The following is a 22265-nucleotide window of genomic DNA, read 5'->3' as shown; positions in this document are numbered from 1 at the left end:
ACCGGCGCGAAACACGGTGGATCGCGCGGTGAAACCGCGGAAGAACACGCTGTGGCACATCGCCAGTGCGTGACCGGTCGACGGAGCCCAGGAAGCGTTCGCTGCGCGCCGAGATCGGTCATATGCCATATGCGACGGAGGGTCGTGCCGAATGAAGATCGACAGTGGCACCACTGCCTGGATGCTCACGGCCACCGCACTGGTGTTGCTCATGACTCCGGGGCTCGCGCTTTTCTACGGTGGAATGACCAGAGCGAAAAGCGTGCTCAACATGATGTTGATGTCGTTCGTCAGCATCATCACGGTCACCGTGGCCTGGGTGCTCTACGGTCACTCGCTGACCTTCACCGACAACGCCGACGGCCTGGTCAACATGTTCGTCGGCGGTTCCGGCGCCCTCGGCCTGCAGAGCCTGGTGGACACGGCCACCAAGCCCGACGGCACCGGAATGCCGAGCCTCGTCTTCTCCGCCTTCCAGCTGACCTTCGCGATCATCACCGTCGCGCTGATCAGCGGTGCCGTCGCCGACCGCGCCAGGTTCGGCGCCTGGGTGCTGTTCACGGTCGTGTGGGTCACCGTCGTCTACCTCCCCGTCGCCCACTGGGTCTGGGGCGGCGGCTGGCTGTTCAGCCTGGGCATCGAGGACTTCGCGGGCGGCACGGTGGTTCACATCAACGCCGGGGCGGCGGCCCTCGCGCTCGCCCTGGTGCTCGGCAGGCGCGCCGGGTGGGGCCGGGAGCCGACGCGCCCGCACAACCTGCCCCTGGTGCTGCTCGGCGCGGGGCTGCTCTGGTTCGGCTGGTTCGGGTTCAACGCGGGCTCCGAGCTCGCCGTGGACGGGACCGCGGGCCTGGCCTTCATGAACACCCAGATCGCCGCCGCGGCCGCCGCCGGCGCCTGGCTTCTCGTCGAGAAGAGGCGGGACGGCCACGCCACCAGCCTGGGCGTGGCCTCGGGCGCGGTGGCCGGCCTGGTCGCGATCACCCCGGCCTGCGGTTTCGTGGACCCCTGGGCCGCCCTCGTCATCGGCGCCGTCGCGGGCTCGGTCTGCGCCTGCGCGGTGGGCCTGAAGTACCGGCTCGGCTTCGACGACTCGCTCGACGTGGTCGGCGTGCACCTGGTGGGCGGGGTGCTCGGCGCGGTCTCGCTCGGCTTCCTCGCCGCCCACCCCTTCCTGGAGCAGCAGAGCACCGGCCTGCTCTACGGCGGGGGCGTCGGGCAACTCGGCCTGCAGGTCCTCGGCCCGGTCGCGGTCGGCGTCTACTCGTTCGCCGTCACCTGGGTCATCGCCAAGATCATCGACAGGACGGTGGGCTTCCGGATCGGCGCCGAGGAGGAGCTCGCCGGCGTCGACATCACCTCCCACGCCGAGACCGGCTACGACCTCGGCACCGTGCACGCGTCCGGCGCGGTGTCCTCCCACGGCCCGGCGATCACCAGCACCGCGAAGAAGGTGGACGTATGAGACTCATCACCGCCGTCATCAAGCCCTTCAAACTCGATGACGTGAAGGCGGCCCTGGAACGGTTCGGGGTCAGGGGCATGACGGTCGGAGAGGCGAGCGGGTACGGCCGCCAGCGCGGCCACACCGAGGTCTATCGCGGCGCCGAGTACCGGGTGGACCTGGTGCCCAAGATCCGGCTTGAGGTGCTCGCCGAGGAGGACGACGCCGAGGACGTCATCGACGTCATCGTCAAGGCCGCGCAGACCGGCAAGATCGGGGACGGCAAGGTCTGGTCGATCCCGGTGGACACCGTCGTGCGGGTCCGTACCGGGGAACGCGGCCCAGAGGCGCTCTGAGCCGGTGAGAGACGACGTCCACTCGTACGCCGCGGCCCGCAGGGAGCGGGCCTCGGACATCGACCACTGGCTGGCGGACCTGCTCAGGGCCGCCTGCGGCACGCCGTACGGGCGCGTCGGCGGGGCAGGGCGGCGCGGGGGCGCCGGGGGCGCGGACGGGCCCGGCGGCCCCGAGAGCGCCCTCAAGGACGCCCTCGGCCCTCCGCCCTGCCATGTGCCCGGCGGTGTCGCGCTTGTCGCTGTGGGGAGCCTGGGCCGCGCGGAACCGGCCCCCGGCAGCGATCTGGACCTGGTCCTGCTGCACCGGGGCCGTGACGACGTGGCGCGCGTCGCCGACCGCGTCTGGTATCCGGTCTGGGACTCGGGCATCGGCCTCGACCACTCGGTGCGGACCGTGGCCGAGGCGGTCGCGGTCGCCGGGGAGGATCTCAGGGCGGCGCTCGGGCTGATCCAGGCCCGGCACGTGGCCGGGGACCCCGAGCTGACCAGGGCCGCGCGGGAGGCCGTGCTCGCCGAGTGGCGGGCCGGCTCCCGGCGCCGCCTGGCCGAGCTGCGGGACGCCGTCGACAGGCGGGCGGAGACCAGCGGCGAGCTGGCGTTCCTGCTCGAACCCGACCTCAAGGACGCGCGCGGCGGCCTCCGCGACGTGCAGGCCATGCAGGCCGTGGCCGCCGCCTGGGTGGCCTCGGCTCCGGGACCCCGGGTGCGCGAGGCGTACGAGCTCCTGCTCGACGTCCGGCACGGCCTGCACCTGGTGACCGCCCGCGGGGCCGACCGGCTGGTGCTCCAGGAGCAGGACGCGGTCGCCGGAGCCCTGGGGCTGCTCGACGCCGAGGCGCTGATGCGCAGGCTCGCCGAGTCCGGCCGGACGGTCGCGCACGCCTCCGACGCCATCTGGCGCGCCGTCGACCGCCTGCTGTCGGGTCCGGCGCCGAGGGGGCGCCGTCCGCTCGCCGACGGGGTCGTCGAGCACGGCGGCGAGGTCGTGCTCGCCAGGGGTGTCAGCCCGCGAGGGGATCCCACGCTGCTGCTGCGCGCCGCCGCCGCGGCGGCCGAGGCGGGGTTGCCGATCGCCCCCGCCACGGTGAACGCGCTGGCGGTCCAGGCTCCGCCGCTTCCGGTCCCCTGGCCCAGGGAGGCCAGGGACGCGCTGGTCGCGCTGCTCGGCGCCGGGCGGGCGGCGGTGCCCGTCTGGGAGGAACTGGACCAGGCGGGCGTTCTGGTCCGGCTGCTGCCCGACTGGGAACGGGTACGGCATCGTCCGCAGCGTAACCCGGTGCACCGCTACACGGTGGATCGCCATCTCATCGAGACCGCGGCCGGAGCCGCTGCCTTCACCCGGGAGGTCTCCCGGCCCGACCTGCTGCTCATCTCGGCACTCCTGCACGACATCGGCAAGGGCTGGCCCGGCGACCACTCGATCACCGGCGCGGTGGTGGCCAGGGACATCGGCACCAGAATAGGGCTGCCGCCCGCGGATGTGGAGACCGTGGAGAGCGTGGTCCGCCACCATCTGCTGCTCCCCGAGACGGCGACACGGCGCGACCTGGACGACCCGGTGACCGTCTCCCGGGTGGCGGAGACCGTGGGCTCGCGGGAGACGCTCGAACTGCTGGCCGCGCTGGCCGTGGCCGACGGCCGGGCCGCCGGTCCCGCCGCCTGGAACTCCTGGAAGGCGGCCCTGGTCTCCGATCTGGTGCGCCGGGTGCGTTCGGTGCTGGCCGGTACCCCTCCGCCGCCCGTGCCCGCGTTCCCGGCCGCGCCGACCGCGCCCGCCCGGCACGGCGGCGGTGCGGTACGGGTCGGCGGGGGAGTGGTCACCGTGGTCGCGCCGGACCGGGCCGGGCTGCTCTGGCGTGCGGCAGGGGTGCTCGCCGCGCACCGCATGGTGGTCCGGGCCGCCTCCGCGGCTTCGGTGGGGGAGACTGCGGTAATTGAGTTTTCGGTCATGCCGGAGTACGGTTCGCCCCCGGATCCGGCGACACTGGAAGCTGATTTACGGTTGGCCCTAGCGGGCCGGCTTGACATCGAGCAGCGGCTGGCGAGGAGGGCCCGTTCGCTGCGCCGGGTCCAGGTTCCTACGGCGCCACCACGGGTTACTCTCGTGGACGACGCGTCCAATACGGCGACCGTTGTGGAGGTACGCGCTCATGACCGTCCGGGGCTATTGTGGCGAATTGGTAGAGCATTTGGAGATTGTGGTCTTGACGTGCGAGCCGCACGTGTGGAGACTCTCGGCGCAGAGGCGGTGGATGTCTTCTACGTTGTCGATAGAGCCGGGGGTCCTCTGACGGAGGGAGCCCAGCGGGCACAGGTACGGGACCAGGTGCTTGCCGCCTTGCGATAACCATAGGCAATCGTTCCCTCGTCACCTTCGTAACGATTAAGTCCGGTTTGTCGGTTATGCCGATTGCGTCCCGTGACCTTGTGGTCTGATGAGGGCCACTCATGTCGTGATGGTGAGAGGTAGAGCGAGAGCGGTGACGACGGCGACAACCGAGAGCGGCGGTGCTCCGGCACCTGGCCGCGGCAAGCGCCATGCCGCCCGGTTCGGTATGCGGAACTGGCGCGTGCGGTCGCGCCTCACGGCGTTGATCCTGGTGCCGACGGCGGTGGGGGTCGTGCTCGCCGGCACGCGGGTGGTCGCCTCCATCGACAGCGTGGCCGGATACCAGCGGACCGCGGCGGCGGCCGAATACTCGGGTGGGTTACGTGAATTGGCACAGGCCCTGGGTTTGGAACGTGACCGGGTGGCATGGGCCTCGTTCCAGCCGACCAACGAAGGCCTGAAGGAAGCAGCCGACACACAGCAGAGAACGGTCGACGCGCTGATCAAGAAAGTCGCGCTCGATCTGCAGGGAATCGACGACTCCTACGGCCCCCGTGCCGTCGACGCGGCCAAGGACGTGGGCTACCAGCTCGCCGGTCTGCGGGAACTCCGCCAGCTGCCCGGGACGAACAGGGCCGAACGCTACAGCCTCATGATCTCCCCGCTGCTCCAGCTCCACGAGGAGCTCACGCTGGTCAGCGACGACCCGGAGATCATCGGTAACACCCGCGCGCTCAGCGCGCTGGCCCGCGCCAAGGAGGAGGTCTCCAGGCAGCGGGCCCGGCTGCTGGCCGGCTACTACGCGCCCTCGCTGGTCGACGCCCAGGAGATCGAGAAGTTCATCGCCTCCCGCTCGCGCATGGAGGAGTACAAGGCCGACTTCGGCATCGAGGCGAGCCCGGCCAACCGCCAGCTCCTCGTCAAGACCATGATGGACGAGAAGGTCTACCGGGCCGAGCTGACCAAGGCCAGGGCGATCGTGCTGGCCGGCGACACCCGGCGGGAGGGCCGCCTGCTCTCCGACTTCGCCGCCGTCAAGCAGTGGTTCTCGGACAACGGGGCCACCCTCGACCGGATGAAGAAGGTCGAGAACAAGGTCGCCGGTGACGTGATCACTCGGGCCCGCGTGCTGGAGGACACCGAGCAGCGTAACGCGATCATCGCCTCCGGCCTGATCCTGCTCCTGCTGATCCTGGTCCTCGGCCTCACGGTCCTCATCGCCCGCTCGATGGTCCTGCCGCTGCGCCGCCTGCGGGGCGAGGCGCTGGACGTCGCCGGATTCAGGCTTCCCGAGGTGGTGCGCAACCTGCGGGTCTCCGGAGACAGCCGGGTGCCCGACATCGCCCCCATCTCGGTCGACGGCAAGGACGAGATCGGAGAGGTCGCCAAGGCGTTCGACGAGGTCCACCGGCAGGCCGTACGGCTGGCCGCCGAGGAGTCCGAGCTCCGCTCCAACATCAGCGCGATGTTCGTCAACCTGTCGCGCCGCACCCAGACGCTGGTCGAGCGCCAGATCTCGCTGATCGACGGCCTGGAGAAGGGCGAGGAGAACGGCGGCCGTCTCGCGGACCTGTTCAAGCTCGACCACCTCGCCACCCGCATGCGGCGCAACTCCGAGAACCTCCTGGTCCTCGCCGGTCACGAGCCGACCCGCAGGCGCAGCCAGCCGGCCAAGCTCGTCGACGTCGTGCGCGCCTCGCTGTCGGAGGTCGAGGACTACGAGCGGGTCCAGGTCAAGGTGCACCGCACGATCTCGGTCGCCGGGAGCGCCGCCAACGACATCGTCCACCTGGTCGCCGAGCTGGTGGAGAACGCCATCCAGTTCTCCCCCCGGGCCAGCCCGGTCGTGGTGTCCAGCAGCATGATCGAGGGCGGTGGCGCGCTGCTCGCGGTCAGCGACGCCGGCATCGGCATGACCAACGACGAGCTGGTCGAGACCAACCGGCGCCTGGCGGACCCGCCCGTCGTGGACGTCTCGGTCTCCCGGCGGATGGGCCTGTTCGTGGTCGGCCGCCTGGCCCTGCGCCACGGCATCCGGGTCCAGCTCCGCCCCCAGGAGGCCGGCGGCCTCATCGCCATGGTCCTCTTCCCGCCGGAGCTCATCGTCCCCGAGGGGGCACAGCCGGGCCAGCCGTCGTGGGGCGTCGAGGCGCACGGCAGACAGGTCCCGTCGCCCCGAGGCTCCTTCGCGCAGAACTCGTTCGGCCAGAGCTCGTTCGGGCAGGGCTCCTTCGGCCAGGCGTCCTTCGGGGAGCCGCCCGTGCAGCCGGCCCCCTCGTTCGGCTTCGCCTCCTTCCCCGGGGAGCACCCGGTTCCCTCGGCCTCACTCGGCGCCCCGCCGCCGAGTGCCGAGTACCCCCTGCCCAAACGTCAGGTGCAGGGAACGAGCGGTAACGGGATCTCCTCCGCCGAGGTTTTCTCCCCCTGGGGGCAGACCTCTCGCGATCAGACCTCCCGTGAGTGGGGGCAGGCCTCCCGCGATCAGACCTCCCGTGAGTGGGGACAGGCCTCCCGGGACCAGACCTCCCGCGAGTGGGGACAGGCCTCCCGCGATCAGACCTCCCATGAGTGGGGACAGACCTCCCGAGACTGGGGGCAGACCTCCCGGGAGGATCCGGCGACCGCGTCGATGCCCGCCGTACGGGTCTCCCCGCTCGAACCCGAGGAGGAGGAGTTCCTGCCGATCTTCGCCTCCGTCGAGTCGGCCTGGTTCCGCAGGGCGGACGGCAGCGGCGGGTACGCGTCCATCACCGACGAGTCCGGGGGGCAGACGGAGTCTCCGCGGCCGGCGGTGCCGGACGGGCCCGCGCCGGCCGCCTCGGTCGTGGACGACACGCCGATCCGCCGACCGGCCGGGGAGGAGCCCGCTCCGGCGCGCGCGGTACAGAACTGGGAGACCCCGGCCGACGCCGGGTGGCAGGCGGCTCAGGCGGTGAGCGATCCCAGCCTTGGCGGGGTCACCTCGGCGGGACTGCCCAAGCGCACCCCCAAGGCCAACCTGGTGCCGGGCGCCGCGGCCTCCGCGCCGTCCACCCCGATGCCACCCATCTCGCCCGAGCGCGTCCGCAGCCGCCTGTCGAGTTTCCAGCAGGGGATACGGCGAGGTCGCGCCGAACTATACGAGGACACCGCCAGAGACGTGGCGGACAGGGAGGAGAACTCGTGACGACCCTGAGCCAAGAGGCGCGTAGGTTCGACTGGCTGATCACCGAGTTCGTCCGGGGCACCCCCGGAGTCGCGCACGCCGTGTGTGTCTCGGCGGACGGTCTGCGGATCGCCAGTTCCGACGGGTTCCCGGACGACCGTGCCGACCAGCTCGCCGCTGTCGCCGCCGGCCTGCTCAGCCTGACCGTGGGCGCGTCCCGCGTGTTCGAGGGCGGGGCCGTCACCCAGACCGTGGTCGAGATGGAGCGCGGTCTGCTGCTGGTCATGGCGATCAGCGACGGCTCGGTGCTCGCGGTACTGGCCTCTCCCGAATGCGACATGGGGCTTGTGGCCTACCAGATGACCCTGCTCGTCGACCGGGCCGGCCAGGTGCTCACCCCGGCACTCAGAGCCGAGCTGCAGTCCTCCCGGGGGCGATGATGACCGCACCTTCCCCAGGAGAGGGCTGTGCTCGGAAGTGACGGAACCGGGGATGAAGAGCCCCTGTTCCGTCCCTACACGGTCACCGGCGGCCGATCCGAGCCGCGTTATCACATGGCGATGGAGACGCTGGTCTCCTCCTCGTTCATCAGGGACGAGGAGCTGGTCCTGCTCACCCCCGAGCAGGACGCCATCATCAGATTGTGCCGGTCGTTCCGGTCGGTCGCCGAGATCTCGGCGCTGCTGAGGGTCCCGCTCGGCGTGGCCCGCGTGCTGGTGGCGGACATGGCCGACGAGGGCCTCGTCCGGCTGCACCAGCCGAGCCTTGACAAGGGACAACCAGACCTCAACATGCTCGAAAGGGTTCTCAGTGGACTACGCAGGCTCTAACCATAGCGGCCTGACGTCGACGAAGATCGTCGTTGCCGGCGGGTTCGGCGTCGGCAAGACCACGTTCGTGGGCGCCGTCTCGGAGATCCTCCCGCTGACCACGGAGGCGGTGATGACCGACGCCAGCGCCGGCATCGACGACCTCGGTCTCACCCCGAACAAGGTGACGACCACGGTCGCGATGGACTTCGGCCGTGTCTCGCTGGACCGTGACCTGATCCTGTACCTGTTCGGGACCCCCGGCCAGCACCGGTTCTGGTTCATGTGGGACGACCTGGTCCGCGGCGCGATCGGCGCGGTGGTCCTGGTCGACACCCGGCGGCTGGCCGACGGCTTCCCGGCGATCGACTACTTCGAGGAGGCCAAACTCCCCTTCGTGATCGGCGTCAACGGCTGGGACGGGCACTTCATCCACGCGCAGGACGAGGTGCGGGAGGCGCTGGCGCTCGCCCCGCACGTTCCCATCGTGCGCACCGACGCCCGCTCCCGTGAGTCCGTCAAGAGCACGCTGATCACGCTGGTCGAGTACGTCCTGCGGGTCCGCGCCGCCTACGGCATGTCCACCTGAGCCGCGGTCCTCACCGGGCACGGGCGGCGGCCCGCCGGGATGCCGGCGGGGCGGTGGCGCGGACGGGTGTCAGCCCGGCATCCAGTCCTTCCACACGATCCTGTTCGCCTCGATCCACTTCCGGGCGGCCTGGTCCGCGGTCATGCCGTTGTTGGTGATGTCGTTGGCCACCGCGTTCTGGTCGGCGTTGGTCCAGGAGAAGTTCCTGACCAGCTCGTAGGCTTTGCCGCCGGTGGCCGCGAACCTCTTGCTCACGATCTTGTCGAGCAGGTAGGGCGGATAGTCGCACGCCACCTTCCGGGGGACGACGTCGCAGCCGATCGAGTAGGGGGGAAGGCTGACCTTGGCCAGCTTGATCTCGGTGAACAGCCACTGCGGTTCATAGAAGTACAGCAGAAGCGGGGTGCGCCGCTCGGCCGCCAACTTCGCCGCCTTTATCAGGGCCTTTTCACTTCCCGCGTACACCACTTTGTAGTCAAGGTGGAGATTGCGCACCAGGGCCTCGTCATTGGTGGCGTATGACGCATCGCCGTCGAGAAGTTGACCGAGGTCACCTGATTTTTCGGTCTTGAAAAGGTAGGCGTATTTGTTGAGTCGCCGCCAGTCGGTGATGCCGGGATACTTTTCCGCCATCCACTGAGGGATGTACCATCCGATAACACCTCTGTTGCCGTTTTTCCCGGCAGAAACCGCGACCTTCTTCTCCTCGATGTAGGTCTTCTTCTCCGCCTCCCGGCCCCAGTTCTCGACGATGACGTCCACCGTGCCCTTTGCGAGGCCTTTCCAGGACTGGGTCTCGGTGAGTCTTACCTTGTGCACCGCGTAGCCGAGGTGCTCCTGCAGCAACTGGCTCAGGACCGTGGCGCTCGCCTGGTAGCCCACCTCTGAGGTGATGGCGATCCTCACGGTGCCGCCGCCGGTCTCCGCCGGTCCCTCCTGCTGCCTGTCGCAGGCGGACAGCAGGAGAAGTACCGCGCAGGCGCCGGCGAGCCGCCTTTTCAGCGATCTTTTCATGGGTGGTGGCCGATCGGTCATCGGGGGGTGATCCAAGCGGTCCGGACGGCCTCGCCGGCCTCGATCCGCTTCCGGACGGCCTGGTCCGCGGCCATGTCGCGGTCGGCGACGCCGGGATGTCCGTCCACCGTCCACGCCGTGCCGCCGCCGGTCGCGGACCGCGGCGCCGGGCCGGTGCCGGTCTCCGCTCCGCCGCCGCGGTACGCGACCGGCGGTGCGGGTGCCGGAACCCCGGCGGGCGGGCGGACTCTACGTCCGATCCTCATGCGATCCTCTTCTTTCGCGAGAACTTCCAGGAAGACGTGCGGGAAGACCTTGCGGAACCTCGCGGGCGGCGGGCGCCCGCCGGCCCCCGGGTGACTCGGCCGAACATGGTTCCGGCGAGTACGGCGGTCACCCCGGCGGCGAGGCCCATGCCGGAGCCGGCGCGCCGGGAGAACCCGGAGGCGGCCGCCGGCCGGCGGGGTCGCAGGAGCGCGCGACCTCGACCGCGGAGGGGGAATGTTCCTGGTGCGGCCGGCCACGTGGTCGCCGGACGGGGGCCGGAGATCTTCCGCGGTCCGTGCACCTCGATCGCGGCGGCGCCGGACGCGGCCACTGTCTCCTCCGGAGCGGGACGCTCGGATTTGGTGAGGCTACGGACACAGTGAGCCAAGATATGGGGGAAATATCATGAATCACAATGATCTGCCCCATAGAGAACGTCGCGCTTCCGGTACGTTACCTTCCGTGTATTTCTCTGGACCGATGTAAACGGTCATACGCACCCATGAATGATTGATGGTGTTAGGGGGTGTCCGCGCGGGAGGCTCCGCCCCTAAAGTGGAACCCCCGTTCCTACCCCTTATTGCCTTATAAGTGGGTATTTGTGGATATCTGTTCGATTGGCCCTGCGCGTTGAGATGTGCTCGAATTACCGGGAACCAGGAAATTCGGGCAGAGGGTTCATGCACCGAGAGGTAGCGTTCGGTGAGTACACACAAAATCCACGATGTAGGAAGCGCCTTTCGCCTGCGGAACTGGCGAGTGCGCTCCAGACTGATCGCGCTCATCGTGGTTCCCACGGCCGCGGCGGTACTGCTCGGCGGCCTCCAGGTCCTCACCTCGATGCGCGCCGCCACCGAGTACCAGCAGGTCAACGAACTGGCCCGGCTCTCGGACCACATCGGCGCGCTCACCCACGAGCTGGCCCAGGAGCGTGACCGCACCGCCTGGTACATCGCCCGAGGCCGCCCGGAAAACGAGGCGCAGGCCATACGGCAGCAGATGAACGCGGTGGACACGGCGGCCGCGCACGTCCGCGAGAGCGGCGCCCTGCTCAGGCAGACGGTGACCGGCCGGACCTGGGACGGGATCGAGACCGTGCTCACCCGGCTGGAGGAACTCGGGCCGCTGCGGCAGCAGGTGCTGGGACCGTCGCTGCTCTCCGACGCGGCCATCGACGCCTACTCCCGGGTGATCGACGACCTGCTCTCCCTCCACGACGAGCTGGGCAAGGGCAGCGACGACGACGTGCTGTTCAGCCAGGCGCTGACGCTCAGGGCGCTCGCCCGCGCCAAGGACGCCCTCTCCACGCAGCGGGCGCTGCTCTCGGCGGTCCTGGTCGCAGGCCGGTTCGGGCAGGAGCAGATGGAGAGGTTCCTCGGCGCGATCTCCGCCGAGCGCAACGAGCGCAGAACCTTCATCGCCGAGGCCGGAAGCGCCGAGCGCCGCCTCTTCGACGAGACCGTCAACGGCCGGACCGCCGACCGGGCCGAGTTCCTGCGGGAACTGGTCCTGCTCCGCGCGGACTCCGGGACCTCGCTGAAGGGCCTCGACCGGTCGAAGAAGGACGACGCCAAGGAGTGGTACAGCGCGGTGACGGTCACGATCGACCGAATGCGCGAGGTCGAACGGCGGCACACCCAGGCCATCGTCACCCGCAGCGAGGAACTCGGCCGGGCCGAGCAGACCCACGCCCTGCTGGTCGCCGCGGCCGTCGTGGGCCTGCTGCTGATCGTGCTGCTGATCACCACGGGGGTGGCCCGCTCGCTGGTCAAGCCGTTGCGGCGGCTGCGCAGGGAGGCGCTGCAGGTCGCGGGGGAGCGGCTGCCCGCCTACGTCCAGCAGGTCCGGGAGTCGCGCGACGGTGAGATCGTCGCCGACGTGGCCCCGATCGGGGTCCTGTCCCGCGACGAGATCGGCGAGGTCGCCAGGGCCTTCGACGAGGTCCACCGCGAGGCCGTCCGGCTGGCGGGCGACGAGGCCAGGCTGCGCACCACGGTCAACGCGATGTTCGTCAACCTCTCCCGCCGGAGCCAGACCCTGGTGGAGCGCCAGCTCTCCCTGGTCGAACGGCTGGAGCGCGGGGAACGCGACGACCAGCGGCTGGCCGACCTCTTCAAGCTCGACCACCTCGCCACCCGGATGCGCCGCAACAGTGAGAGCCTGCTCGTCCTCGCCGGTCAGGAGGTGACGCGACGCAGGCGCCGGCCGGTCGAGCTGATGGACGTGGTCCGGGCCTCGCTGTCGGAGGTGGAGAACTACGAGCGGGTGGTGACCCGGATGCAGTCCGAGGTCGCCGTCGTGGGGCCCGCGGTGAGCGACGTGGTCCATCTCCTCGCCGAGCTGGTGGAGAACGCGCTGTCGTTCTCCCCGTCGGAGAGCAAGGTCGCGGTCGCCAGCAGCCCGGTCGAGGGCGAGGGCGTGATGGTCCTGGTGACCGACCAGGGCATCGGCATACCGCCCGACGAGCTCTCCCGGGTGAACTGGCGGCTGGCCAACCCGCAGGCGGCCGACGCCTCGGTCGCCCGTCGCATGGGCCTGTTCGTGGTGGGGAGGCTCGCGCTCAAACACGGCATCCGCGTCCGGCTCCGTCCCCAGGAGACCGGACTGACCGCCATGGTCCTGCTCCCCGACGCGATCCTCGTCTCCGCCGCGTCCCAGACCGGCGCCCCCCAGCTCAGCGGGGCCACGCAGCCCGGCAGGCTCTCCCCGGCGACCGGCGGGAGGCCCCCGGCGACCGGCGAGCTGGGGAGCACGGCCGGTCCGGCGCTCCCGGGCGACTCCGGCGCGCCCGCGCCGTCGGAGTCCACGGCGCCGACGCTCCCCGCCCTGTCGGTGTCCGCCACACGGCGGACACGCGCCGTACCGTCGCAGACCAGGCCCGAGCGGCCCGTCAGGAAGAGCGAGCGAGGGACGCTGCCGAAGCGGCAGAACACCCCCTCCCGGCAGGACGACCGGCCCTCCCGATCCCCCCGGAGGGAGGAGGGCCCGGCCCACCGGCCGTCTCCGGGACCGCTCGGCCGTCCCTCCGTCCCGGGGCCGCCCACCCCCGACGTCGCCGAATCGCTGCCGGGGGTGGGGACCTCTGCGCTGGATCCGGGGGAGGAGTTCCTGCCGATCTTCGCCTCGGTCGAGTCGGGCTGGTTCCGCATCGCCGACTCCGCCGGGGACGCCGGCCGGCCCGGAGAGCCCAAACGTCCGGGCGACTCCACCTCCGTCACGTCCGAGCCCGCCCCGTGGTCGTCCCCGGGCGACAGCGGCTGGCAGGCCGCTCAGGCCGTGAGCGCCCCGGTGCTCGGTGGGACGACCGTCGCGGGACTGCCCAAACGCACTCCGAGGGCCAACCTGGTTCCCGGCTCGGCGGCCTCCGACTCGCCTCAGCCGGAGCACCCTCCGGTCCGCATGACGCCGGAGCATGCCCGTAGCCGGCTGGCGAGCTTCCAGCAGGGCGTGCGCAGGGCTCGTAACGAGATCCCGAAGAGGGAGAGCTGAGCCGTGAAAGGAGAACACCGGGGCGGCTGGGGCGGCAAGGGCGGCTACGGCGCGCCGCAGGGCGGGTTCGAGGGGTACGGCCCGTCGGGGAACCTGCCCTCGGGGTACAGCCCCTTACAGGGGGGAACCGCGGGTTACGACCCCTCGCGGGAGGGGGCGGCGGGGTATGGCCCGCCGGGGAACGGATCTTCCGGTTACGGGACGTCGCAGGACGAGCGCTCACCGTACGAGTGGCTGTACGAACCGTCGTACGGTGGGCCGCCCGGCGAGCCGGAGGAGGAACCGGACGACGAGCCGGACGACGAGCCGTACGAGGAGGAGAGCTCGCTGGTCAGGCTCTACACCGTCACCGGGGGGCGGACCGTGCCACGTAGCCGGCTCGCGATGGAGGCCCTGGTCTCCTCCACGACCTCCGCGGGGCTCGGCCTGTCCTACGTCCGGGAGTATCGCGCCATCAACGAGCTCTGCGGCCAGGTCCGCTCGATCGCCGAGATCTCCGCTCTGCTCGGCATCCCCCTCGGCGTGGTCCGCGTCCTGATCTCCGACATGGAGTCCGAGGGGCTGGTCCGGGTCCACCAGCCCCGCCTCAACGGGAACGGCCCCGATCTCGGACTGCTCGAACGCGTCCTCAGCGGCCTGCACCGGCTGTGACCGCCCGGTGGTGGTCCGACCACCACCGGGCGGCGATCAACTCGGCCACCAGGGTCTCGGTGAGCAGGGCGACGCCGGGATCGTCGTCGTGGCGGTAACGGACGGCGCCCCCGGCGCCGGGCGATTCGCCGCCGACGGTCAGCACCGTGGAGCCGCGCCGCCGGATCCACTCCATGGCCTGCTCGTCGTAGCGGGAGCCGGGGAAGAGCAGGGCGCGGTAGTCGAGGGTCTTGGTGAGATAGACGTCCACGTGGGACCAGTCACCGGTCTCGCAGGCGTCGGCCGCCCTGCGGGGACCCTCGCGGAACATCAGCGCCGACTGCTCGGCGGAGGAGAGGCGCTCTGCGGGGGCGATCGTGTACACGCCGTCCGGGCCGTCGAGCAGGGCCGCCGCGGCCTCCAGCCACCGCTCGCGGCGTTCCAGCAGGTCGTCGGTTGCCTCGGCGGTACGGCGGAGCAGCGCCGGCACGTCCAGATCGGCGCCGGTGAGACGGTTCCGCAGGGCCAGCAGCAGGCCCAGGGTGTGCTGGAAGGTCCGGCAGGCCACGCCGCCGCGCTCCTCGCCGGCGAGCATCGGCACCACCAGGTCGGCGCCCTCGGTGATCGCCGAACCGGCCCTGTTGGTCACCGCCAGCACGAAGGACCGGCCGCGATGGCGGGCGACCGCGTCGAGGGTCTCCCGGCTTCCGCCGGTCGCGGAGATCGCGACGACCAGGGTGTCCGGGCTCGCCGGAGAGGAGACGGAGGCCGAGGCGTACTCGGCCACGGCGTCCACACCCGCCGCCCGCAGGCGGAGCGCGACGGCCCCGGCGGCGTACCGGGAGCTGCCCATGCCGAGGAGGACCACCCGCCGGATGTCGTCGGGGAGGGCGGCGAACGGGTCGCCGCCCTCCAGGGTGGCCGCCAGGCCGGTCAGCGAGGCGGGCTTGGCCTCCAGGTCGGCGAGGTACAGCTCGGGATCCACTTTCTCTCTCCTTCGGGTTGGGGTGCCGGTCCCCTTCAGGCCGGGGTCGCCGGTCCGGGCGCCGGCGCTCGGTCACGGATACCAGGACCGCAGGACGCCCATCGGGGCGTAGCGCCAGCGGGGAAGGTGCCGGGCGGCGTAGACGAGCTCCCGGCACTCCTGCTCGATCTCGAACGGGCGGATCAGGGAACGGTCCAGCAGGGCCCCGTGGCCGAGTTCGGCCAGCCGGGCCAGGTAGCCGGTCTCCAGGGCGGCGCGGGCGGCGGCGGCCCACGTCCCGATCCGGGCGGGGGCGGCGCCCCGGCGCTTGATCGCGACCTGGCCGACGTGTTCGAGGCTGGTGGTGAGCTGTGCGAGGTCCCGGGCGGCCGGCTGGAAGGGGCCGTCTCCGGGGACCGTGGGGTTGCCGTCGAAGTCGATCACCGCGTAGCCGCCCCGCAGGCGGAGTATCTGGCCCACATGCAGGTCGCCGTGGATGCGGATGAGGGCGGTGGCCTCGGCCAGGGCCGGTGCGGTGAGCTCGGCGCGGAGCTCGGCGGCGTGGGCCGAGAGCCACTCGCCGTCCGGGCCGCCGGTCAGCGCGAGCGCCTCGTCCACCGCGTCCGCGGCGCGGGCCGCCCAGGGGGCCGGTCCCGGTCCCCGGTGGGCCGGCGCGTGCCGTACCGGGTCGGGGAAGGTCGTGGACGGCGTGGCCATCGCCGCGTGCAGGTCGGCGGCGAGGGAGCCCAGGTCGGCGGCGAAACCCGTGCCGCCGGACACGGCCTCGTCCACGCACCACTTCCAGCCGTCCTCGGCCCCCGGCAGATAGGCGGTGACCAGGGCGAGCAGCAGCTCACCGTTATCACCGTCGCCGTCTCGGCGGCGGCGTGAGATCGCCGCGTACGGCGTGGCGGTGGCGGTGAAGCCGACCGAGGTGAGGTGGGCGAACACGTCGGGAGCCGGTTGGGGGAGCGGCGCGGGCGGGGTGAGCCATTTGACGACCACGCTCTCGCCGACCACCACGGAGCGATTGGTCTGGTCCACGTCGAACCCCCGTTCGCCGGGGCGAGAGGTTCCGGGGGAAGCGGTTAGTTGAACTCCGGTTGAAAGATCTGCGGACGCGGTCGCGGGGAGTGGATGGAATCGGCGGACGGTGAACGGAGCGGGAACATCACAGGTAAGGGCGTTGACAAGCTCGCTGGTCCGCCCGTCACCGGCATGTGGCACGGTGTCGAGCCGGTTCCATATTGAATCTTGACTCAACTGTCTAACCAAACTTTCCATGGGTGATGTCGCGCAAAGTCTTGCCCAAGTTATGGTTGGCTGCAACACTCCTGATTTGGTCTGCCGTGTCCGTAACGGCCGGTCTGCCCCACTTACGCTGAATTCAGAAGGAGTAGCGGCCGTGTTCAGTGCCCGGTACCCCCGTTCCTTGCCGGCTGCCGCCCTGGTGGCCGGTCTCGCGCTCGCGGTCTCGGCCTGCGGCGGGGGGTCCACCGACGCGGACTCCGCCGCCAGTGCTCCCGCCGCTCAGCTCAACCCGAACGCGGACCTGTCCAAGCAGGGCCTGACCATCTCGGTCTGGCCGGGTTACACCCCGGAGGACCTGCCCAAGCGGGTCAAGGACAGGCTCAAGGTCGACGTCAAGATCACGCTCCATGACACCAACGAGATCATCATGGGCAAGCTGACCGGGGGAGCCGACACCGGCCTCGACGTGGCCTTCGTCTCCGGCCAGTACGCCCAGGCGCTCAACGAGGCCGGCCTGCTGGAGCCGATCCACCCCGAGCTCATCCCCAACCTGGTCAACCTCTACCCCGAGGCCAAGGAACTCTCCTACGACAAGGGCAACGCCTTCTCGGTCCCCTACACCTGGGGCACCACCGGCATCTGCTACCGGACCGACCTGGTGAAGACGCCGCCGACGAGCTGGAACGACATCCTCGACCCGCCGGCCGACGCCAGGAAGAAGGTCACCATGATGACCACCGAGCGCTGGCTGGCCCTGCCCGCCGTCAAGGCGCTCGGCATGTCGGTCAACACCAGGAGCGACGAGGACCTGGCCAAGGTCAAGGAGAAGCTGATCGCGGCCAAGCCGAACCTGCTCGGCTACGACGACGTCACCTTCGGCGACCGTCTCAAGAGCGGCGAGGCCGTGATGGTCGAGGCATGGGACGGCTGGTGCCCCACGACTGAGAAGAACATCGCCTTCACGGTGCCCAAGGAGGGCAGCGACCTCTGGGTGGACACGATGGTCGTGCTGAAGGGCTCCAAGAACAAGGAGGCCGCGCACGCGTTCATCAACTTCATCCTGGACCCGGAGATCCACAGCTGGGCCGCGCGGAACATCCTCTACAAGGTCCCGAACAAGGCCGCCATGGACGCCCTCCCCGCAGACCTCAAGGAGAAGAACGCGCCGCTGCGGATGACCCCCTCGCAGCTGCTCGCCGGAGAGTCCATCGTCGACCTGGGTGAGGACTCCACCAAGTTCACCCGACTCGCCACCGAGGTCAAGGCCGCGAAGTGACAGACCCCACCGTCTCCGGCGGGACCGTGCGATCGCGGTCCCGCCGGTCACGTGTGCTGGGGCGGCTGTTCTTTCTCGGGCCGGGCCTGACCTACCTGATCGCCTTCCTGCTGATCCCGCTGGTGCTGGTCCTCAGCTACTCGTTCTTCCGCAGGGGGCGTTTCGGCGGTGTCGTCCACGACCTGACCGGGGAGAACCTCACCCGGTTGTTCGACCCGCTCTACCTCGACGTCGTGCTCGGCTCGCTGAAGCTGGCCACCGCCGCGACGCTGATCTCCATCCTGGCCGGCTACCCGACGGCCTATCTGATCGCCGGGCTTCCGCGGCGGTGGAAGACGATCGCGCTGATCGCGATCGTGCTGCCCTTCTGGACGAACTTCCTGGTCCGCATCTACGCCTGGATCGTGCTGCTGAGCGGTCCGGGACTGGTCAACAGCGCGCTGGGAAAGCTCGGCCTGGGCCCGTTCGAGTTCCTCTACAACGACGGCACGATCGTCACCGGCCTGGTCTACTCCTACCTGCCGCTCATGGTGCTCCCGCTGTACGCGGCGATCGAGAGGCTGGACCCGCAGCTCCGCGAGGCCTCGGCCAACCTCGGTGCCAGGCCCGCCCGCACGTTCCTGTCGGTGACGCTGCCGCTGACCCTGCCGGGCGTCCTCACCGGCTGCATGTTCGTCTTCGTGCCGAGCTTCGGCAACTTCGTCATCCCCGAACTTCTCGGCGGCGGCCGTTCGATCATGGTCGGCAACCTGATCAGGGACCAGTTCCTCACGGCACGCGACTGGCCGTTCGGGTCCGCTCTCACGCTGGCGCTGCTCGCCATGCTGATCGTCCTGCTCCTCCTGCAGGCATGGAGTGCCCGCCGTGCGTAGATCCCCCCTGCTGTACGTCCCCTTCTGGGCGACCTACGTGTTCCTCTACACGCCGATTCTGGTGCTCGTCGTCATGTCGTTCAACTCCGGCAGGTCGCCCTACTCCTTCACCGGCCTCAGCCTGAAGTGGTACGGCGAGCTCGCCGGAAACGCGGCCATCCGCGAGGGCCTGCTCAACACGCTGGTCGTGGCGGCCGGATCCACGGCGCTGGCCACCGTGCTCGGCACCCTGCTGGCGGTCGGGCTCACCAGGCACACCAGGTCACGGCTGCTGGACGCGCTCGGCGTGCTGCCGGCCATCCTGCCCGACCTGGTGCTGGCCATCGGCCTGCTGGTGTTCTACGCCGCGGTCAAGATGACCCTCGGCCTGTACTCGGTGCTGCTGGCCCACACGGTGTTCGGCATGGCGTTCGTGACCGCGGTGGTCCGCACCCGGCTCACCCAGTCCGACACCTCCCTGGAGGAGGCGTCCAGAGACCTCGGCGCGACGCCGCTCACCACGTTCGTCCGTGTCACGCTGCCCCAGCTCGCACCGGGTATCGCGGCGGGTGCCCTGCTGGCGTTCACGCTCTCCATCGACGAGTTCGTGATCGCCTTCTTCACCGCGGCGCCGACCACGCCGACCCTGCCCATCGTCATTTACTCAATGGTCCGCTTCGGGGTCACCCCGGAGATCAACGCGCTGGCGACCCTGTTGCTGGCCGTGAGCTTCACCGTGGTGATCGTGGCCCAGCGGATGACCCGACTGACGGAGTCGCTGTCCTAATGCTGCAGATCACAGGTGTCAGCCGCCGGTTCGGCGACGTCATGGCGCTGTCGGAGGTCTCCCTGGAGATCCGGCAGGGCGAGTTCTTCGCGCTGCTCGGCCCCAGCGGCTGTGGCAAGACCACTCTCCTGCGCATCCTGGCGGGCTTCGAGTTTCCCGACTCGGGCACCGTCACGCTCGACGGCGCCGACCTGCTCGGCCGGGCCGCGCACCGCCGCCCGGTCAACCTCATGTTCCAGTCGTACGCGCTGTTCCCCCACATGACCGTGGCCAAGAACGTCGCCTACGGCCTGGAACGGGAGAAACTGCCCAGGACCGAGATCCGCGAGCGGGTCGCCGAGGTCCTGGAGAAGGTCGGCCTGAACGCCATGGCCACCCGCAAACCGCAGCAGCTCTCCGGCGGCCAGCGGCAGCGGGTCGCGCTGGCCCGCGCGATCGTGAAGCGTCCGCGCGTGCTGCTGCTGGACGAGCCGCTGTCCGCCCTGGACAAGAAGGTCCGCGCGGAGATGCAGCTTGAGCTCAAGCGACTCCAGAACGAGGTCGGCATCACCTTCGTCGTGGTCACCCACGACCAGGAGGAGGCCATGTCGCTGGCCGACCGGATCGCCGTCTTCAACGCCGGCCGGGTGGAGCAGGTGGACGCGCCGGTGGAGCTCTACGAACGGCCGCGCACCCCGTTCGTCGCCGGGTTCGTGGGGGCAAGCAACCTCTTTCCGGGCACGGTGCGCGCCGGCGGGCTCTCCTGCGAGGGGCTCGGCGTGCTTCCCGGGGTGTCGGACCTGGCGGAGGGGGCGTCCGCGCTGCTGGCCGTACGGCCGGAGCGGCTCGGCCTGGCCGGCGGGGACGCGCCGGCGCGGGGCGAGGGCGTGCTGCGGGGGAAGGTCGCCGACGTCAGTTTCTACGGCGGCGTCTCGCACATCTCGGTCCTCGTGGCCGGGCACCCGACCCCGATCCTGGTGGCCACCCAGGGGGCCACCCAGGTTGAGGTGGGGTCCTCGGTGGCCCTCACCTGGGCCCCCGAGGACGGGGTGCTGATTCCTCAATGAGACGTCTTGAGCGGGTTGCCGGTGGCGGTCCTGGCGTAGGCCAGGATCAGCTCCACCGCCTCATCCGGGCCGATCACCGGGTGGCGGGCCGTTATGCGGTAGCCGTACGCGTCCTCAAGCGCGACCAGGTTGCGCGCGATGACAAGGGAGTCGCCGGACAGTTCGAAGATCTCCAGCGCGGCTCCGGTCTCCAGGACGCTCTGGTAGAGCGAGACCTGGCGGTCGTAGAGCGTGGTGAGCAGCAGCGCGTACATCCGGTTGCGGGACGCGGCCCCGCCGAGCTCGTTGAGCAGCCGCACGTCAGGGTCGTCCGGCCCGTGGGGCAGGCCCGAGCGGATGGTCACGACGAGCTTCTCCACGGGGTCGCGCATGCCGCTGATCCGCTTGAGGCGCTGCTCGTAGAAGCGCTCCATCCCGGCGTGGTGGGCGTCCACCAGCAACTCGCCGAGCTGGGGATAGTGGTAGAGCACGGCGCCGGAGGTCAGACCGGCCTCCTCGGCGACATGGTTGAGGTGCACCCCCTCGGTGCCGTGCCGGATGATCGCCCGGTGTGCGGCTGCGATGAGATCCAGGCGCCGGTCCGCCCGCCTCTTGCGCGTCATAATCCCCTACTTGTTGAAGGCCACGCTCTCTGCCGGGGTCCATAGTGACCGTTTTTCAGGGTTTTAGCTAGACCGGGAATTGAACCCCTCTTCAAAGTCGTCAACCACCAGACCATGGAGGCGTCATGTCTCTCACGATCTTGTTCATGCCGGAAAGCGCCTACGGGCCGACGAACAACTGCATCGGCATCGGTGACATTCTTCGCAAGCGCGGGCACCGAGTCGTTTTCGCAGCTGAAGCCTCCTGGAAGGGGAAATTGGCCGCCCTCGGATTCGAGGAGGACCTCGTCGACCTCGCCCCGCCCTCCGAGGAGGAGCAGGACGCCGGCCAGTTCTGGAAGGACTTCATCCGGGACACCGCCCCGGAATATCGCAAGTCCACCCTGGAGCAGCTTGAGACGGTGACCAAGCCGATCTGGGACGCGCTCATCGAGGGCGCGAAGTACTGCGAGCCGCAGTTGAAGGCGATTGTCGAGCGCGTTCAGCCGGACGTGATCGTCGAGGACAATGTGATCACTTTCCCGGCGCTGCTCACCGCGGGCAAGCCGTTCGTCCGGATCGTCTCCTGCAACCCGCTGGAGGTGCGCGGCGAGGGGGTGGCCCCGGTCTTCTCCGGCCTGCCCGCCGGCGACCGGTCCGAGTGGGGCGCCTTCCGCGCCGAGTACGACCGGACACACCGTGAGATCTGGACCGCCTTCAACGAGTGGGTCGTCGCCCAGGGCGCCGGGCCGCTGCCCGAACTGGACTTCATCCACCGGGGCGACCTGAACATGTACGTCTTCCCGGAGATCGCCGACTACGCCGACGCCCGGCCGCTGGGCGACACCTGGCACCGCCTGGACTCCTCGGTCCGCGAGACCGACGGCGGCTTCGAGGTGCCGGCGTCGCTGGCCGGCGGGGAGGGCGAGCTGATCTACTTCTCGCTCGGCTCCCTCGGCTCGGCGGACGTCTCGCTGATGCGGCGGGTCATCGACGTGCTGGCCACCACCCCGTACCGCTTCATCGTCTCCAAGGGTCCGCTGCACGAGGAGATCAAGCTCGCCGACAACATGTGGGGCGCCGAGTTCGTCCCGCAAACCAAGATCATCCCGCTGGTGGACCTGGTCATCACGCACGGCGGCAACAACACCGTCACCGAGGCGCTGCACTTCGGCAAGCCGATGGTCCTGCTGCCCCTTTTCTGGGACCAGTACGACAACGCGCAGCGCATCGACGAGCTCGGCTACGGCGTGCGCCTGGCCACCTACACGTTCACCGACGAGGAGCTGACCGGCGCGCTGGACAGACTGCTCGGCGACACCGGGCTCCGTGAGCGCCTGGCCGCCGCCGGCGAGGAGATCCGCCGCCGCGACGGCCTGCGCGGGGCGGCCGACCTGATCGAGCGGGCCGGGGCCTGACGACTTTTCGCACCATCAC

The 22265-nt window shown here is 70.2% G+C and carries 19 protein-coding genes; 14 read left to right on the top strand and 5 right to left on the bottom strand.

Annotated elements, in window-relative coordinates; all coding sequences use genetic code 11:
- Window positions 1-151 precede the first annotated feature (151 nt).
- The 7 genes from ACWEF2_RS03810 to ACWEF2_RS03780 all read left to right on the top strand — a co-directional run bounded on the left by ACWEF2_RS03810 (window position 152) and on the right by ACWEF2_RS03780 (window position 8672).
- Window positions 152-1465 carry an ammonium transporter gene (locus tag ACWEF2_RS03810; RefSeq protein ID WP_453811604.1) on the top strand — a complete coding sequence of 438 codons (1314 nt, stop codon included), beginning with the start codon at window positions 152-154 and terminating at the stop codon, window positions 1463-1465.
- Window positions 1462-1800 (top strand): P-II family nitrogen regulator, encoded by a 339-nt coding sequence (locus tag ACWEF2_RS03805; RefSeq protein WP_453811602.1) that lies wholly within the window; start codon window positions 1462-1464, stop codon window positions 1798-1800. Before ACWEF2_RS03810 ends, ACWEF2_RS03805 begins: the two co-directional genes overlap by 4 nt.
- A 4-nt stretch (window positions 1801-1804) precedes the next feature.
- On the top strand, window positions 1805-4147 hold the full coding sequence (locus ACWEF2_RS03800) for a [protein-PII] uridylyltransferase (RefSeq protein WP_453811600.1): 2343 nt from the start codon (window positions 1805-1807) through the stop codon (window positions 4145-4147).
- A 223-nt stretch (window positions 4148-4370) separates the two neighbouring features.
- Window positions 4371-7295 (top strand): nitrate- and nitrite sensing domain-containing protein, encoded by a 2925-nt coding sequence (locus tag ACWEF2_RS03795; RefSeq protein WP_453811598.1) that lies wholly within the window; start codon window positions 4371-4373, stop codon window positions 7293-7295.
- Window positions 7292-7714 (top strand): roadblock/LC7 domain-containing protein, encoded by a 423-nt coding sequence (locus tag ACWEF2_RS03790; protein WP_453811596.1) that lies wholly within the window; start codon window positions 7292-7294, stop codon window positions 7712-7714. Before ACWEF2_RS03795 ends, ACWEF2_RS03790 begins: the two co-directional genes overlap by 4 nt.
- A gap of 27 nt (window positions 7715-7741) precedes the next feature.
- Window positions 7742-8104: a DUF742 domain-containing protein gene (locus ACWEF2_RS03785; protein ID WP_355595561.1), complete on the top strand. Its 363-nt coding sequence runs from the start codon at window positions 7742-7744 to the stop codon at window positions 8102-8104.
- Window positions 8105-8114: 10 nt separating this feature from the next.
- Window positions 8115-8672 (top strand): GTP-binding protein, encoded by a 558-nt coding sequence (locus ACWEF2_RS03780; RefSeq protein ID WP_355595750.1) that lies wholly within the window; start codon window positions 8115-8117, stop codon window positions 8670-8672.
- A gap of 69 nt (window positions 8673-8741) precedes the next feature.
- Here ACWEF2_RS03780 and ACWEF2_RS03775 read toward each other — a convergent pair whose 3' ends face one another.
- Together ACWEF2_RS03775 and ACWEF2_RS03770 are read right to left on the bottom strand one after the other, a co-directional pair.
- Window positions 8742-9686: an ABC transporter substrate-binding protein gene (locus tag ACWEF2_RS03775; protein ID WP_453811594.1), complete on the bottom strand. Its 945-nt coding sequence runs from the start codon at window positions 9684-9686 to the stop codon at window positions 8742-8744.
- A 17-nt stretch (window positions 9687-9703) separates the two neighbouring features.
- The gene (locus tag ACWEF2_RS03770; protein ID WP_453811592.1) at window positions 9704-9952 is read right to left on the bottom strand and encodes a hypothetical protein; all 249 of its coding nucleotides are present in this window, start codon (window positions 9950-9952) and stop codon (window positions 9704-9706) included.
- A gap of 760 nt (window positions 9953-10712) precedes the next feature.
- On the opposite strand from ACWEF2_RS03770, the gene ACWEF2_RS03765 reads away from it, so the two are divergent.
- Both ACWEF2_RS03765 and ACWEF2_RS03760 read left to right on the top strand, forming a co-directional pair.
- Entirely contained in the window at window positions 10713-13442 is a 2730-nt protein-coding gene (locus ACWEF2_RS03765) for a nitrate- and nitrite sensing domain-containing protein (RefSeq protein WP_453811590.1), read from the top strand.
- A 3-nt stretch (window positions 13443-13445) separates the two neighbouring features.
- Complete coding sequence (locus ACWEF2_RS03760; protein WP_453811588.1) at window positions 13446-14093, top strand: DUF742 domain-containing protein; 648 nt, start codon at window positions 13446-13448, stop codon at window positions 14091-14093.
- Here ACWEF2_RS03760 and ACWEF2_RS03755 read toward each other — a convergent pair.
- Window positions 14071-15057, bottom strand: coding sequence for an SIS domain-containing protein (locus tag ACWEF2_RS03755; RefSeq protein ID WP_453811587.1), 987 nt, complete (start codon window positions 15055-15057; stop codon window positions 14071-14073). The genes ACWEF2_RS03760 and ACWEF2_RS03755 overlap by 23 nt on opposite strands.
- A 72-nt stretch (window positions 15058-15129) precedes the next feature.
- Window positions 15130-16080 (bottom strand): hypothetical protein, encoded by a 951-nt coding sequence (locus tag ACWEF2_RS03750; protein ID WP_453811585.1) that lies wholly within the window; start codon window positions 16078-16080, stop codon window positions 15130-15132.
- A gap of 361 nt (window positions 16081-16441) precedes the next feature.
- On the opposite strand from ACWEF2_RS03750, the gene ACWEF2_RS03745 reads away from it, so the two are divergent.
- From ACWEF2_RS03745 to ACWEF2_RS03730, 4 genes are read left to right on the top strand one after another with little or no spacing between them, the layout of a single operon-like run.
- Entirely contained in the window at window positions 16442-17563 is a 1122-nt protein-coding gene (locus ACWEF2_RS03745) for a polyamine ABC transporter substrate-binding protein (protein ID WP_453811583.1), read from the top strand.
- A complete protein-coding gene (locus ACWEF2_RS03740) occupies window positions 17560-18435 on the top strand; it encodes an ABC transporter permease (protein WP_453811581.1) in 876 nt (291 codons plus the stop codon). Before ACWEF2_RS03745 ends, ACWEF2_RS03740 begins: the two co-directional genes overlap by 4 nt.
- Entirely contained in the window at window positions 18428-19201 is a 774-nt protein-coding gene (locus ACWEF2_RS03735; RefSeq protein ID WP_453811580.1) for an ABC transporter permease, read from the top strand. The genes ACWEF2_RS03740 and ACWEF2_RS03735 overlap by 8 nt, the downstream gene beginning before the upstream one ends.
- On the top strand, window positions 19201-20247 hold the full coding sequence (locus ACWEF2_RS03730) for an ABC transporter ATP-binding protein (protein ID WP_453811578.1): 1047 nt from the start codon (window positions 19201-19203) through the stop codon (window positions 20245-20247). The genes ACWEF2_RS03735 and ACWEF2_RS03730 overlap by 1 nt, the downstream gene beginning before the upstream one ends.
- Here ACWEF2_RS03730 and ACWEF2_RS03725 read toward each other — a convergent pair.
- Window positions 20241-20849, bottom strand: coding sequence for a TetR/AcrR family transcriptional regulator (locus tag ACWEF2_RS03725; protein ID WP_453811577.1), 609 nt, complete (start codon window positions 20847-20849; stop codon window positions 20241-20243). The two genes, ACWEF2_RS03730 and ACWEF2_RS03725, sit on opposite strands and share 7 nt — an antisense overlap.
- 125 nt (window positions 20850-20974) lie before the next feature.
- On the opposite strand from ACWEF2_RS03725, the gene ACWEF2_RS03720 reads away from it, so the two are divergent.
- On the top strand, window positions 20975-22246 hold the full coding sequence (locus tag ACWEF2_RS03720) for a glycosyltransferase (protein WP_453811575.1): 1272 nt from the start codon (window positions 20975-20977) through the stop codon (window positions 22244-22246).
- Window positions 22247-22265 lie beyond the last annotated feature (19 nt).

The organism is Streptosporangium sp. NPDC004631, assembly GCF_053601935.1.
This window is presented reverse-complemented; position numbering and strand designations above follow the sequence as displayed.